The 15,075-nt window shown below is 45.7% G+C and carries 11 protein-coding genes; 9 read left to right on the top strand and 2 right to left on the bottom strand.

From position 1 onward, the window contains the following. Positions 1-8: 8 nt before the first annotated feature. On the bottom strand, positions 9-3,122 hold the full coding sequence (locus tag VIA_RS17825) for a response regulator (RefSeq protein WP_004414771.1): 3,114 nt from the start codon (positions 3,120-3,122) through the stop codon (positions 9-11). Between the two features lie 297 nt (positions 3,123-3,419). Here VIA_RS17825 and VIA_RS17820 point away from each other — a divergent pair, with 297 nt between their 5' ends. The 9 genes from VIA_RS17820 to VIA_RS17780 all read left to right on the top strand — a co-directional run bounded on the left by VIA_RS17820 (position 3,420) and on the right by VIA_RS17780 (position 13,558). Then, positions 3,420-4,142 carry a response regulator gene (locus VIA_RS17820; protein ID WP_004414769.1) on the top strand — a complete coding sequence of 241 codons (723 nt, stop codon included), beginning with the start codon at positions 3,420-3,422 and terminating at the stop codon, positions 4,140-4,142. Next, positions 4,132-5,586, top strand: a complete 1,455-nt coding sequence (locus VIA_RS17815) for an ATP-binding protein (protein ID WP_038211479.1) — start codon at positions 4,132-4,134, stop codon at positions 5,584-5,586. The genes VIA_RS17820 and VIA_RS17815 overlap by 11 nt, the downstream gene beginning before the upstream one ends. A 143-nt stretch (positions 5,587-5,729) precedes the next feature. Beyond that, a complete protein-coding gene (locus VIA_RS17810) occupies positions 5,730-6,977 on the top strand; it encodes an ABC transporter substrate-binding protein (protein ID WP_004414765.1) in 1,248 nt (415 codons plus the stop codon). 112 nt (positions 6,978-7,089) lie between these two features. Continuing rightward, positions 7,090-8,013 (top strand): carbohydrate ABC transporter permease, encoded by a 924-nt coding sequence (locus VIA_RS17805; protein ID WP_004414764.1) that lies wholly within the window; start codon positions 7,090-7,092, stop codon positions 8,011-8,013. Continuing rightward, positions 8,010-8,867 carry a carbohydrate ABC transporter permease gene (locus VIA_RS17800; RefSeq protein WP_004414763.1) on the top strand — a complete coding sequence of 286 codons (858 nt, stop codon included), beginning with the start codon at positions 8,010-8,012 and terminating at the stop codon, positions 8,865-8,867. Before VIA_RS17805 ends, VIA_RS17800 begins: the two co-directional genes overlap by 4 nt. 5 nt (positions 8,868-8,872) lie before the next feature. Next, positions 8,873-9,988 carry an ABC transporter ATP-binding protein gene (locus VIA_RS17795; protein WP_004414761.1) on the top strand — a complete coding sequence of 372 codons (1,116 nt, stop codon included), beginning with the start codon at positions 8,873-8,875 and terminating at the stop codon, positions 9,986-9,988. A gap of 425 nt (positions 9,989-10,413) precedes the next feature. Then, on the top strand, positions 10,414-11,409 hold the full coding sequence (locus VIA_RS17790; protein WP_004414759.1) for a TRAP transporter substrate-binding protein: 996 nt from the start codon (positions 10,414-10,416) through the stop codon (positions 11,407-11,409). A gap of 97 nt (positions 11,410-11,506) precedes the next feature. Beyond that, entirely contained in the window at positions 11,507-12,193 is a 687-nt protein-coding gene (locus VIA_RS17785) for a TRAP transporter small permease (RefSeq protein WP_004418265.1), read from the top strand. Positions 12,194-12,196: 3 nt separating this feature from the next. Next, positions 12,197-13,558 carry a TRAP transporter large permease gene (locus VIA_RS17780; RefSeq protein WP_004414756.1) on the top strand — a complete coding sequence of 454 codons (1,362 nt, stop codon included), beginning with the start codon at positions 12,197-12,199 and terminating at the stop codon, positions 13,556-13,558. Positions 13,559-13,721: 163 nt separating this feature from the next. Here VIA_RS17780 and VIA_RS17775 read toward each other — a convergent pair whose 3' ends face one another. After that, entirely contained in the window at positions 13,722-15,065 is a 1,344-nt protein-coding gene (locus VIA_RS17775) for a sigma-54-dependent transcriptional regulator (RefSeq protein ID WP_004414754.1), read from the bottom strand. Positions 15,066-15,075 lie beyond the last annotated feature (10 nt).

Raw genomic sequence — 15,075 nt, 5'->3', positions numbered from 1 at the left:
TGTTCGTCTTAGTCTGACTTGCTCCACTCCATCAGCTTCTCTTTGAGCAAGCTGCGATTTAATGGTTTGGTTAAGAAGTCATTCATCCCAGCATCTTTGCAGGCTTTTCGGTCACTCTCCATTGCATTTGCAGTCATAGCGATAATCGGTATATTTTTCACATTGTCCCCCCCCTCACCGTTACGGATTCGATGAGTGGCCTCGTAACCATCCATTTCTGGCATTTGGCAGTCCATCAAGATGATATCGAATGACTTTGAGCTTGAGAGTACGCTGAGGGCTTCTTTGCCGTTATTGGCAATCGTGCTATCGAGCCCCATCTTGTGTAAAACCCCAGTAATGACAATTTGGTTGACGCGATTGTCTTCTACAATCAGTAGTTGAAGTCCGCTCTTCAATTCTGGCCCCGGCATTGGCTCGGGTTCTAACGCAGACAAATAGTTGTGGGTGACCAGTTGTTCACCTGGTGAGAAGTCCGGACTGGCAATGACTTTGAGAGCATTGAGTAAATCTTGAGTGGTTGCAGGCTTAACAAAATAGCCACTAAAGCCATAGGTTTGAAATGCGTTTTGCTGAGAAATCGCTTCGATGGAGGTCATCATGATGAGCTTGATTGATTGGGTTTTGGGGTTCGCTTTTAGCTCTTGGCTCAATTCAAGTCCACTTACATTGGGCATCTGCATGTCGAGTAGAGCGATTTCGAACATAGCGGTTTGATCGTGATGTCTGCGTTGACAAAGCTCAAGTGCTTCGCTGGCGCTAGATGCAGCAATAACTTTTGCTCCCCAGTGCTGCAGTTGGCGTACAATCGCTTCTCGGTTGATGGCATTGTCGTCAACCACCAAAATATCGAGCAATGATACGTCGACAGATGGAATTACTTTTGTCGATTGGTCCGATTTTTCAACCAAAATGTGGAATGAGAACTCGCTCCCTTTACCTGCTTCACTGCTAACGGTAACGCTGCCTTTCATAGCCTGACATAAGCGTTTCACAATGGCTAAACCTAACCCAGTACCGCCATAGCGACGCGTCGTCGACGCGTCGACTTGACTGAATTTATCAAACAGTGAATTCAATCTGTCTTGCGGGATTCCGATGCCTGAGTCTTTAATCGAAGCATTGAGTTGCCAGGTATTCTCATCGTTCTCTTCCAAGCGTACAGTGATCACCACTTCGCCTTGCTCGGTAAACTTCAACGCATTGCTGACTAAGTTAGAGAAAATTTGCCTTATCCGGGTGCTGTCGGCCAGAATCATCGAATGCTCAACTTGGACCATATCCAAAATAATTTCTACGTTTGGGTTGGTTAAGCTTGCCGCCATTTGCTCAGCAAAATCGCCTAGCATGTGTCTTAGATTAAAATGTTGGCGCTCAAGCTCTAGTTTATCCGCATCGATTTTTGAGAAGTCCAAAATATCATTAAGTAACCCCAATAAAGAAAGCGCACTGGTATGAGCAAGATAAGCTTGATGAGATTGAGAGGTGTTGAGGTTGTTTTCGAGCAATAGGTCAAGCATGCCAATGATGCCATTCATTGGCGTGCGGATTTCATGACTCATTACAGCCAAGAATTCGCTTTTCGACCTTGCTGCCTGTTCAGCTTCTTCTTTTGCGGCAATGAGAGCGTTTTCAGCTTGCTTTTGCTGAGAGATATCTTTGACAAGGCCAGAGTATATAACCCCGTCATTGGTTTCCACTTGTGCGATAGACAGGAGAATAGGAAAAAGTTCGCCTGCTTTGTTGATTGCTTGAAACTCTCTTCCAAGTCTTCCATCTTTTGTTTTAACGCCAATGATTTTACTGCGACCCGTTGCTCGATATCGGTCAATAAACACTTGATGCATAGAGGCGTATTTCTTCGGCATGAGTTTTTCAATTGGCATGCCAATCGCCTCAGTTTCCAAATAACCAAACATCCTCTGTGCGGCTTGGTTAAAACTGAGGATCTTACCTTTGTCATTAATGGTGATGATGCCATCCGCGGCGGTATCTAAAATGGCCTCAAGCTTTTGGCTCACAAGTTTTTGGCTTACCTCAGATTGTTGTTTGAGCTTTACCTCTTCATTCAGTCGCTGGATAGAGATGGTATTCGTGTGGACACGTTGCAGCAGTTGGTTGATGGTTGCCGCTATTGTATTCGCTTCAGGGCTAGAGAAATCTGGCAGGCGTTGATCTAGTCGGTTTGAGCTGATATGACGAATTTGAGAGTCCAACTGATTAAGTGGTTGGACGATAAGGGTCCTTAAAGTTACCCATAGCGTAAAAGCTAATACTAGGGCGGAAAGGGTAAAAATGAGAAGCATCATTTGCTTTATGGCGCTAAGACTACTTAGCGCTTTTTCCCCGTCGAAGGTGACCGATAGCAAATAGTTCGCTTGACCAAAAAACATATCTTTTTCGGCACTTATTGGTACAGGCGGCAGGGTGGTATTACCAACACTGATGGGGGTGATATCACTGAGTTCATCGGATAGCTTTATTTGAGTGACGGGATAAAACGCGTGCTCTAGGCGAAGGAGTGTCGCATTGAGTAAATCTTTCATACTGGTTTCCCAGTCAAAAGAAATTAAAGTCCAACCGATCACTTGTTCACGGAATAAAATTGGACTGACGACCCATTGAGAAATAGCCTGTTTGTCCTCAAGGAAAGGGTCAACACCGGGTGTGCTGATGACGGTATTACGGATAAACAGTGGAGCAAACATAGTGCGGGTAAGTAATTTTTCGGATAGCCACTGTTCACCGTAGAACTTGTCTTGTTGGTAATTGATGGTGGAGGTTGAAAAAACATGACCATCATAGTCGACGATAAAGATATAATTGACGAACTGACTGTTTTTTATCGAGTCATTTAATTCCAGAGCGACACCTTTGTTGACGCCGAGACCCAGTGCCTTAATGACTCGTCGGTTCTGGCTGTTGAGGTTGGCGATTGATGTTACTTTTTGGTTGTAACCATCAATGATTCCCTCTGTGAGTTCAAGAGAACCATTGAGGTTTTGGTGCGCGTTATAGCGGATAGTCCTTTCAGAAAAACCAGCAATGTAATAACCCGCGCCAAGGAAAATAATTACGATAAGTAGTGTAATGATGGCTAGGATTTTTTGGGTTAATCTCATAGCTGACTAGCACCATTGAAAACGCAATGAAGAGAGTTTTTTGGTATCAATGTAGCCAAAAAAGAGCGGGATAACCTCGTACCGATATTCATTGCATCACCTAGCGTAATTGTCCTATTTATTTGTTTAGCTTAGACGGAAAGTCGCTGTTTTGAAGCGGTTACATTGCTAATTTTGTTAATGAGATGTGACCTGTGTCCGCGAGAGTTTCAAATTATGGCTATTCGATGATCAATGAGTAACGGATTAATGATTACACTCGCTTTATAAATTAAAGTAGTAGTAGTAGGTAAGGGTATGTCAGCCAAGATTCTCGTAGTCGATGACGATCAAGAAATTTGTGAGTTGTTAGAAGAGTATCTAACCAAGCAAAGTTACCAAGTGAGTACGGTCAATGACGGTGAGCAAATGAAGGCTGAGATTGAGCTGAATGGTTATCCCGACCTAATCTTGCTCGATGTGATGCTGCCCGGCGACGACGGTTTTACCCTTTGCCAGCAAACTCGCCGTCAATCTTCGGTGCCAATCATCATGCTGACTGCGGTTTCAGACGACACCGACCAAATCATTGGTTTGGAAATTGGTGCCGATGACTACATTGCTAAGCCATTTAACCCGCGACATTTAAATGCGCGCATTAAAGCGGTGTTGCGCCGAGCCTCTCCGGCAGAAGAACTACCAGCGAGCTCAACCGCCAAATCGATCGTGTTTGGCGACTGGCAGCTTGATCCACTTGCGCACCGCATCACCCATTTAGAAACAGAGCAAAGTCACGACCTTTCTGGAAGCGACTTTGCGCTGCTAATGTTGTTTTTAAAGCGGCCTAATGAAGTGCTTGACCGAGACACGATATCTTTTGCCACGCGAGGGAGAGAAGCATTGCCTTTTGAACGTGGTATCGATGTACAACTGAGTCGCCTTCGTCAGCGTTTGGGCGACAGTGCTCGCTTCCCTCACTATATAAAAACCATGCGGGGCAATGGTTACATTTTGGCTGTTCCGGTGAGCTATGAGCAATAGGTCATGGTTGCGGTTATTTAAGCCAAATTCTCTGGTTGGTCGAACGCTAGGATTGACCTTACTGGCCGTCATTTTGGCGCAAGGTGTTGCCACCAGTATTTGGTATACTGAATCCAAACATAAAGAGCTGGCAGGGATACGAGATGCGTCGGAGAGCATGGCGAATATGTTCGCTTCGACGGTGACGTTCTTTCAATCACTACCGGTAAAATATCGTCATATCGTGTTAGACCAGATTCGCAATATGGGCGGCACACGATTTTTTGTTTCGTTTAATAAAGAGCAGTTGATTGTCGAGCCGATCGAAGATACGCCGTTAAAGTTAGCGTCCATTAACTCGATTGAAAAGGTTCTGGAGAATAAGTTACGTAAAGCAGAAAGCATCTCGGTTGATTTTTCTCACCCCGATAATCTCCGTCTGCTTAAAAACGATATCTACTTACATGATCTGCCCAAGTCATGGGCTCACCACACGTTGACCTTGAAGCCAATCGACCCACCAATTCTTGTGGTACAGATTGAGTTAGCCACCCATGAATGGCTTTATATTGCGGCGTTATTGCCCGCCCCTTACGTCACCCTTGACGATACTTTGATTGGACGAGAGCAAATACTGTTTCTCATTTTATCAACGACGATTTTATTGGCGTTGACTTATCTGCTGGTACGTCGCCAAGTCAAACCTCTTAAGCGTTTAGCAAAAGCGGCCAATGAAATGAGCATGGACATTGATCAAGCGCCACTTAAAGAAGAGGGGGCGAGTGAGTTGATCACTGCAACGCGAGCGTTTAATCGTATGCAGCAACGAATTCGTCGCTATGTCGCCGATCGAGAACACCTATTTTCAGCCATCTCCCATGATTTGAAAACACCGATCACTCGTTTACGACTTCGTGCTGAGTTGCTTGAAAGCGATGAGAAACGTTCGAAGTTTAACCGCGATCTTGATGAGCTAGAGATGATGGTGAAAGGGGCTTTGCAATGTGTTCGCGACACCGACTTACATGAAAACAATGCTTATATCGACCTGAACGAACTGATTATTTCGATTGTCGAGCCGTTAAACCAGTATCAGCAGCAAGTTGTATTTGCGCCCGCTGAGATGGAACCGATTGTGGCCAAGCCGCTCGCCATGAAACGAGTGTTAAGTAACTTAGTTGATAACGCAGTCAAATACGGCATGAAAGCGAACATCGAAATCAGCACTGATGACGAGTGGATTAAAGTGGTCATCTGTGATCAAGGGCCGGGTATCCCGGAAGAGAAACTGGAAGCGGTTTTTGAACCTTATTACCGTTTAGCGACAGATGACGATGGACACGGCTTAGGGCTCGGGATTTGCCGTAATATTCTGCACGGACATGGCGGAGATCTCATTATTGATAACTTGCCTACTAATGGACTTCGCGCGCAAGTCTTTATTCCATCTAGCTTAGAAGTCTAATGTAACATTGTTGTTACATTGTCTTTACGGTTTGTTTCAATCAAAAAATTCTATTTGGTTAGACTCGTTTTAGTACAAGCAAGAACGCTTGGGGTCATTGAGCTGTTGGCCTGAATGTCTAATCCAATACATGGAAGATAATAATGAAACTTAATAAAACCCTACTTACTCTATCCCTTCTTTCTGCGGCGAATGTTGCAAGTGCTGGCGAAGTCGAAGTGCTTCACTGGTGGACTGCAGGCGGCGAAGCGAAGTCAGCAGCCGTGCTAAAAGATATGCTTGAGAAGCAAAATCATACTTGGAAAGATTTCGCTGTTGCTGGTGGTGGCGGCGAGTCAGCGATGACGGTACTGAAAACCCGCGCGGTATCAGGTAACCCACCTTCTGCTGCACAGATCAAAGGGCATGATATTCAGGAGTGGGGTGGTTTAGGCTTCTTAACGTCTCTTGATAGCACAGGTAAACAAGAAAACTGGGACGAAATCTTACCTTCAGTCGTGACAAAAGTGATGAAGTTTGATGGTGAATACGTCGCGGTGCCAGTCAACGTACACCGTGTAAACTGGATTTGGGCTAACCCTGAAGTGCTTAAAAAAGCGGGTGTAGAGCTTCCAACCACACTGGATGAGTTCTTCGTTGCCGCTGAAAAAATTAAGGCTGCGGGTTATGTTCCATTGGCACATGGTGGTCAGCCATGGCAAGACGCGACGGTCTTTGAAGCTGTCGCGCTAGACGTTTTAGGCAGTGAAGATTACAACAAAGCATTTGTCGACCTAGATATGAGCGTATTGTCTGGCGACAAGATGGTGGAAGTGTTCACCAAGTTCCAAAAAATTCGTGACTACATTGATGCCAACTCGCCAGGCCGTGACTGGAACGTTGCGACCTCTATGGTGATTAATGGTGAAGCAGCAATGCAAATCATGGGCGACTGGGCCAAAGGTGAGTTTACTGCGGCGGGTAAGGTTCCAGGTAAAGATTACATCTGTGCGCCAGCACCGGGTACGAGCGGCCAATTCACGTTCAATATCGATAGCTTTGCCTTCTTTGAGCTAAGCGATGAAGGCAATCAAAAAGCGCAACAAGATCTTGCGCGCACCATCCTAACTAAAGACTTCCAAGAAGTATTCAACCTAAACAAGGGCTCAATCCCGGTACGTTTGGATATGGACATGGCGAAGTTTGACCAATGTGCTCTAGATTCAATGGCAACCTTTAAAGCGAGTGCGAAGTCGGGTGATCTTGTACCAAGTATGGCGCATGGTCTATCGACAACAAGCTACGCTCAAGGCGCTATCTACGATGTTGTGACCAACTTCTTTAACGATGCTGATGCCGATCCTCAGCAAGCTGCACAGAAACTCGCGAAAGCGGTTAAAGCAGCGATCTAATCTTCGTTGATATCAAACACCCCCAAAGGGCGTTCAGGCTTGTGGGGAGCCTGTTCGCCCTTCCTTTACCCAAATGGAAATTTGATTTGGGTTGATGACGTAAGGATTCGTTATGGAGCACGTTGTAAATCGGTACGAGAAGAAGTCGACCCGTAAGCCAAATTTGGCCGATAGACTTCAACACTGGCTACCGAAAATCGTTCTTGCCCCGACCGCGCTAGTAACTGTGGTGTGTATCTACGGCTACATTTTTTGGACGGCGGCACTTTCAATGACCAACTCCCGTTTTCTACCAAGTTTCAACTTTGCTGGTTTTGTACAGTACGAAAAGTTGATGGAAAACGACCGTTGGATTACCTCAATTACCAATTTAGGCATCTTTGGATTGCTGTTTATGCTGGTGGCGATCGGCCTTGGCGTCGGCTTAGCCATCTTACTTGACCAAAATATCCGCCAAGAAGGGGCGATCCGCACTATTTACCTCTATCCAATGGCACTGTCATTTATTGTGACAGGTACCGCTTGGAAGTGGATTTTAAACCCAGGCCTTGGCATCGAAAAATTGATGCAAGATTGGGGATTCTCCGACTTTAAATTCAATTGGCTGGTCGATTCAGATATGGCGGTGTACACACTGGTGATTGCTGCTGTTTGGCAATCTTCAGGGTTCGTGATGGCAATGTTCCTTGCTGGCTTGCGCGGTATTGACGCCTCAATTATCAAAGCGGCGCAAATAGATGGCGCTAATCTGCCAACCATTTACTGGCGCATCATTATGCCGTGTTTAAGGCCAGTGTTTTTCAGCGCAGTGATCATTACGTCGCATATCGCAATTAAGAGTTTCGACCTTGTTACCGCTATGACAGCTGGTGGGCCGGGGTATTCGTCAGACTTACCCGCGCTATTTATGTATGCCCACTCCTTTACTCGCGGCCAAATTGGTCTTGGCGCAGCCAGTGCGATGATGATGCTAGCAGGTATCTTAGCGATTCTTGTGCCGTATCTATATTCTGAACTTAGGGAGAAAAAATCATGATGCAGAGTGTCAATTTCTCTCGATTGTTTATTTACTCGACATTGCTGTTCTTCTGTCTTGTGTACCTAATGCCACTGTTTGTGATGGTGATTACCTCGTTCAAAACCTTGCCAGATATTAAGGCGGGTAACTTGATGAGCTTGCCGACCGAGTGGGTATTTGATGCTTGGCTTAAGGCTTGGGACAGTGCTTGTACCGGCGTGAAGTGTGAAGGCGTTAAGGGCTATTTTTGGAATTCGTTCCAGATGGTGATTCCAGCAGTGGCTATTTCCACTCTATTGGGCGCATTTAATGGTTACGTTGTGACCAAATGGCAATTCCGTGGCTCTAACTTATTTTTCAGCTTATTACTGTTTGGCTGCTTTATTCCATTCCAAGTTGTTCTTCTACCAATGGCCACTGTGTTGGGCAAATTAGGTCTCGCGAATACCACAACGGGTCTGGTGATTGTGCACGTAATCTATGGGATGGCATTTACGACGCTGTTTTTCCGTAACTTCTACATCAGCATTCCTGATGAGCTAGTTAAGGCAGCAAAGCTTGATGGAGCGGGGTTCTTTACCATTTTCTTTAAGATTCTTCTGCCGATATCAACGCCAATCATTATGGTGACGGTGATCTGGCAGTTCACTGCGATTTGGAATGACTTCTTATTTGGCGTGGTGTACTCCGGTTCAGAAACTCAGCCGATAACGGTGGCACTGAACAACTTAGTCAATACCAGTACCGGGATTAAAGAGTACAACGTCGACATGGCGGCGGCGATCATTGCGGCACTGCCTACCTTATTGGTTTACGTCTTAGCAGGAAAATACTTTGTTCGCGGCTTAACAGCTGGATCGGTAAAAGGATAATTATCATGGCAACACTAGAACTTAAACAAATCCGTAAAACCTATCCAAAAGCGGAGCAGGAAACATTAAAAGGGATCGATATTGATATCGACTCAGGAGAATTCCTAATCTTAGTCGGGCCGTCGGGTTGTGGTAAATCGACATTGATGAATACCATTGCAGGGCTTGAAAACATCAGCTCTGGTGAAATCGTGATTGATGGTAACGATGTGTCGAATGTCGAACCAAAAGATCGTGATATCGCGATGGTGTTTCAGTCTTACGCGCTCTACCCAAATATGACTGTGCGCGGCAATATCGAATTCGGCCTGAAGATTCGTAAGATGCCAAAAGAAGATATTGATGCAGAGGTTAACCGTGTGGCTCAGATGCTGCAAATTGACCATCTGCTTGATCGCAAGCCTTCACAGTTGTCAGGTGGGCAACGTCAACGTGTGGCAATGGGGCGTGCGCTGGCTCGTCGACCTAAGTTGTATCTATTTGATGAACCTCTTTCAAACCTCGATGCGAAACTGCGTGTCGAGATGCGTCATCAAATCAAACGCTTACATCAGCAACTCAACACCACCATAGTCTACGTAACGCACGATCAGATTGAGGCAATGACGCTAGCGGATCGAATTGCGGTAATGAAAGATGGTGAGTTGCAGCAACTTGGCACGCCGCAAGAGATCTACAATAAGCCAAACAATATGTTTGTTGCTGGTTTTATGGGCTCACCATCGATGAACTTTATCAAGACCATGGTCGACCTAGATGCAGAAGAAAAGCCGGTGATTAAAGTCAAGGGGAGCAATGGACAAGAACATCACATTAATTTACCTGCATCCATGCGTGAGCAAGATGGCAAAGAAGTGGTGATTGGTCTGCGTCCTGAGCACATCACAGACAGCGAAAACCAAGAATCTGGAGCAACCACTCAGTTAGATTTAACCTTGGAGGTCCTTGAACCAACTGGGCCGGACACCATTGCGATGATCAAAGTTAACGAGCAGGAAGTTGCGTGTCGTTTATCGCCTGAATTTGATGTTATTGCGGGTCAAGTTGCGCCACTTCATTTTGATCTTTCAAAAGCGGTGTTCTTTGATGCGACGACTGAGCAACGTATCGAATTTAACTAATGGATGAATTAGTTGATATGTTTATTAGTAATTATGAATGAAGTCTACTAATCTTAGAGTCATAGCATGAAGTAACCATCATGCATTGTGAGTGGAGGTGGGCAGTCATGTCTCCTTATTGCTCACCTCATCTCTAGTAACGAAAATGGCAGCTTGTATAGCTGCCATTTGTTTTTACAAACCCGTTATAGACAAAGCTACTTTCTCATTTGGTATAAATTCACCCGTACTGGTCATTTTAATGGGTGGGAATCCCCCCATTTATTTTGAATAAATTTGAACCAAAGACACTCATCATGATGTGATTTTTATAAGTCATTGAAATTTATTGCTTTAATCTTCTTCTATAAGTTGGCTTAGTTATTGCCCTTAGTTATCTATCAACACCCATTGATGGGGTTGTTCATTTAACAAGGAGAATAATAATGTTTAAGCCATTGACCCTACTATCTGCTTCGATTCTTGCTGTCACGAGCTTCAACGCTGCCGCTAACTGTGATCCAGGTGAAACGGTAATTAAGTTCAGCCACGTAACGAACACAGATAAGCACCCAAAAGGTATTGCGGCTTCATTACTTGAACAGCGTGTAAACGACGAAATGGACGGAAAAATGTGTATGCAGGTTTTCCCTAACTCGACGCTGTATGATGACAACAAAGTGCTGGAAGCACTGCTTAACGGTGACGTGCAACTTGCTGCCCCTTCTCTATCAAAGTTTGAAAAGTTCACGAAGAAATACCGTATCTTTGACCTTCCATTCTTATTTGAAGATGTTGAAGCGGTTGACCGTTTCCAAAACTCGGAGTCGGGTGAGAAGCTGAAAAATGCGATGCGTCGTCGTGGCTTACAAGGTCTAGCGTTTTGGCATAACGGCATGAAGCAGATGTCAGCGAACAAGCCGCTGATCTCTCCTGAAGATGCGAAAGGACTTAAGTTTCGCGTTCAAGCGTCAGACGTACTGGTTGCTCAGTTTGAACAGTTAGGCGCAAACCCTCAGAAAATGTCGTTTAAAGAAGTGTACGGCGGTCTACAGACTAAAGTTATCGACGGTCAGGAAAACACTTGGTCGAACATCTACGGCAAGAAGTTCTTTGAAGTTCAAGACGGCATCACGGAAACCAATCACGGTATCCTTGATTACCTAGTCGTGACGTCTAAAGACTTCTGGAAAGGTCTGCCTGATGATCAACGTAACCAGCTAAACACCATCATTCAAGAAGTGACAGCAACACGTAATGCCGAATCTTCTCGCGTGAATCTAGCGAACAAGAACAACATCATCGAAGCGGGTGGTGAAGTACGTTCGCTGACACCAGAGCAGCGTCAGGAATGGGTAACAGCCCTTCAGCCAGTGTGGAAGCAGTTTGAAAAAGATATCGGCACGGACCTAATCGAAGCCGCATTAGCATCAAATAAATAATAACAATAATCCCCAACTATTGGCCCTCTTAATACCCTGCTTCAGGGTATATCGGGAAGAGGGCCTTTCTTTACCCGCGATTAAAGTGAAGTAGCTTATGGAACAGTCAATTTTTGCCAGAATTGGGAAGGTGACAGACGCAGTGGAGGAAACTCTCATCGCGTTCTTTTTGGGAGCAATGACCTTGCTCACTTTTGCCAACGTAATATTTCGTTATGTCTTTAACGACAACATCTTATGGGCGTTAGAGCTCACCGTATTTATGTTTGCTTGGATGGTGCTTGTCGGTGCCTCTTATGGTGTGAAAAAACATTTTCACATCGGTGTTGATGTTGTTATCAACCTTGCCCCGGAACAACTACGTAAGGTGTATGCAGTCATTGCTGCAGCTTGCTGTTTAGCATTCTCAATTTTGCTGTTGATTGGTTCTTGGAACTACTGGTATCCGTTTGCCACCGAGCGCGCTTGGTATGAAACCGACGATATTCCAATGCCTGAAATGCTGCAGTTTTTAGCAGATTGGTTAAATGAAGGTGAGCGCTACGAGAAGATGCCGCGTTTTATTCCCTACATGGCTCTACCGATTGGTATGGCACTGCTTACTTTCCGCTTTGCCCAAGCAACATGGCAAATTCTTACTGGTAAGTTGGACCGCTTAATTGCCGGCCATGAAGCAGAAGAAGAACTAGAGGCGCTAAAAGAAGAGTTAAAAGATGCAGGTGAGGCTATGGAGCCGAAAAACATCGGCAATGTAGACAGCAAAGATAAGAGCAAGGAGCGCTAAACCATGGAAATCCTATTTTTATTTGTCATGGTGATTGGCTTTATGTTGATCGGTGTCCCGATCGCCATATCACTTGGTCTATCGAGTATTATTTTCTTAATGCTTCATTCGGATGCCTCATTAGCATCAGTGGCACAAACGCTATTTAACGCCTTTGCTGGGCACTACACCTTGCTAGCGATTCCGTTCTTTATCTTAGCGTCGAGCTTTATGTCGACCGGTGGGGTAGCGAAGCGAATCATCCGCTTTGCGATTGCCATGGTTGGCTGGTTCCGAGGTGGCCTGGCGATGGCTTCGGTTGTGGCGTGTATGATGTTCGCAGCGCTGTCGGGTTCATCTCCTGCAACGGTAGTCGCAATCGGTAGTATCGTTATCGCTGGCATGATCAAAAATGGCTACTCAAAAGATTTTGCTGCGGGCGTGATATGTAACGCGGGTACGCTTGGCATTTTGATCCCGCCGTCGATTGTTATGGTGGTATACGCTGCGGCGACCGATGTGTCGGTCGGCCGTATGTTCTTAGGTGGCGTCATTCCTGGGCTTCTTGCTGGTGTGATGCTGATGATTGCAATTTACATTGCGGCACGCATTAAAAACCTGCCGAAGCAGCCGTTTGTGGGCTGGAAAGAGATGTTCGATTCAGCGAAAGATGCCAGTTGGGGTCTGTTGTTGGTGGTCATTATCTTAGGCGGTATCTACGGTGGTATCTTTACGCCGACTGAAGCGGCGGCCGTCGCAGCGGTTTACTCATTCCTGATTGCCAACTTTATCTATAAAGATATGGGCCCGTTTGCGGATAAAGAAAACCGTAAACCCGTGTTAGCGAAAGTACTTCAAGCCTTTGTCCATAAAGATACTAAGCATACCCTGTATGAAGCGGGTAAGCTGACGATTATGCTGCTGTTCATCATCGCCAACGCACTGATCTTAAAACACGTGCTAACTGAAGAACGTATTCCTCAGATGATTACTGAGTCGATGCTGTCAGCAGGTTTAGGTCCAATTACCTTCCTGATCGTGGTGAACGTACTGCTTCTAATTGGTGGTCAGTTTATGGAGCCATCAGGCTTACTGATCATCGTAGCGCCGTTAGTGTTCCCAATTGCGATTGCGCTCGGTATCGATCCAATTCACCTTGGCATCATGATGGTGGTGAACATGGAGATAGGGATGATCACGCCGCCTGTCGGGCTCAACTTGTTTGTTACCGCCGGGGTCGCGAAGATGTCGATGATGCAGGTGGTCAAAGCAGCCCTACCTTGGGTTGGGGTCATGTTCCTCTTCCTCATCATCGTCACGTACGTACCTTGGGTATCAACGTGGCTACCAACGACGCTGATGGGACCTGAGATAATTACCAAGTAACGTAAACCTTAGACAAAAAAAGCCCCGGATAGACAGCTATCCGGGGCTTTTGTTTTAGGGACATACTATTTGAACAGTAAGAGTTATTAACTTAACTCTGAATCATCAGTTCCTTTTGATGACACCAATATAGAGCGCCCAACATGAATAAAAAGTGAATAGGTTATTCACCTTTGTAGTTGTTTTTATCTAGGCCATATTTCTGCATCTTGTCATATAAGGTTTTACGTGCCAGTTGCAGATGTTCCATCGTAGCTTTGATGCTGCCGTCGCATTGGTTAAGGGCTTGCTCAATAATGCTTTTCTCAAACTCAGCGACTTGTTGGGCAAGGCTAGTTTCTTTGCTACTGACGTTATCACTCTCACCGAACTGAGAAAGATGGCCAAGCAAGACGAAGCGCTCTGCGGCATTACGTAACTCTCGAACATTACCCGGCCAGTCATGGGCCATGAGCTGATGAATTTGCTGAGCCTCAATAGCTGGGGCAGATTTACCATAGCGAGAGGCGGCGACCAGTAAGAAGTGATGGAACAGCGTCGCAATATCTTCTTTACGCTGCCTAAGGGGAGGTAACTCTAAGGTAACGATGTTGAGTCGATAATAGAGGTCTTCGCGAAAACTGCCTTCTGCTGCTGCCTGTTTTAAATCGACTTTAGTGGCGGCAATGACGCGGATGTCAATTGGGATCAGGGAGTTAGAGCCGACACGTTCTATCATGCGTTCTTGCAGTACGCGCAATAAGCGAATCTGTGCTTGCATCGGCATGGATTCGATTTCATCTAAAAACAGGGTGCCGCCTTGGGCATGTTCAAGCTTGCCGATTCGGATGCTATCAGCGCCAGTGAAAGCCCCTTTTTCATGGCCATAAAGCTCACTTTCAATCAAGTTCTCTGGGACTGCGCCACAGTTAATCGCAACAAAGTTATTATCTCGACGAGAGCTTTGTTCATGAATCGAGCGCGCAAACAGCTCTTTACCTGTGCCAGTTTCGCCAAACAGTAAAATATCAGCATTGGTATCGGCAATATGGATAATGGTGTCTCGAAGCGCCTGAATTGATGGCGTCTCACCAATAATGCGTGGCCCAAGCGCCTGACTCGCTTTCAGGCTACGTTTGAGCTCTTGGTTTTCGAGTGTTAATACGCGCTTGTCCAGAGCACGGCGCGTGGTATCAATCAGTCGATCGATAGGGAAGGGCTTTTCGATAAAGTCGTAGGCGCCATTTCTCAGTGCGTTGACAGCCATCGAAATATCGCCGTGACCGGTAATCAAAATAACCGGAATTTCCGCGTCCTGATGCTGGATACTGGAAAGGATGTTTTCACCAGATAAACCGGGCAAACAAATATCGGTAATCACGACTTTTGGTAGGCCATCAGTTTTTATCGCCAGTAGCGCTTCTTCGGCACTGGCAAAAAATCGCGCTGGTATTTCCTCTAGCTCGAAGCTTTGTTCAATGGCGAGGCGAATATCGCTCTCATCATCAATGAATATGACATCGTACATCGACTTTCCT

The sequence above is a fragment of the Vibrio orientalis CIP 102891 = ATCC 33934 genome (assembly GCF_000176235.1).
GTDB classification, from domain to species: Bacteria; Pseudomonadota; Gammaproteobacteria; order Enterobacterales; family Vibrionaceae; genus Vibrio; species Vibrio orientalis.
The sequence above is the reverse complement of the archived record's forward strand: the minus strand, read 5'-3'. Positions and strand labels throughout refer to the sequence as shown.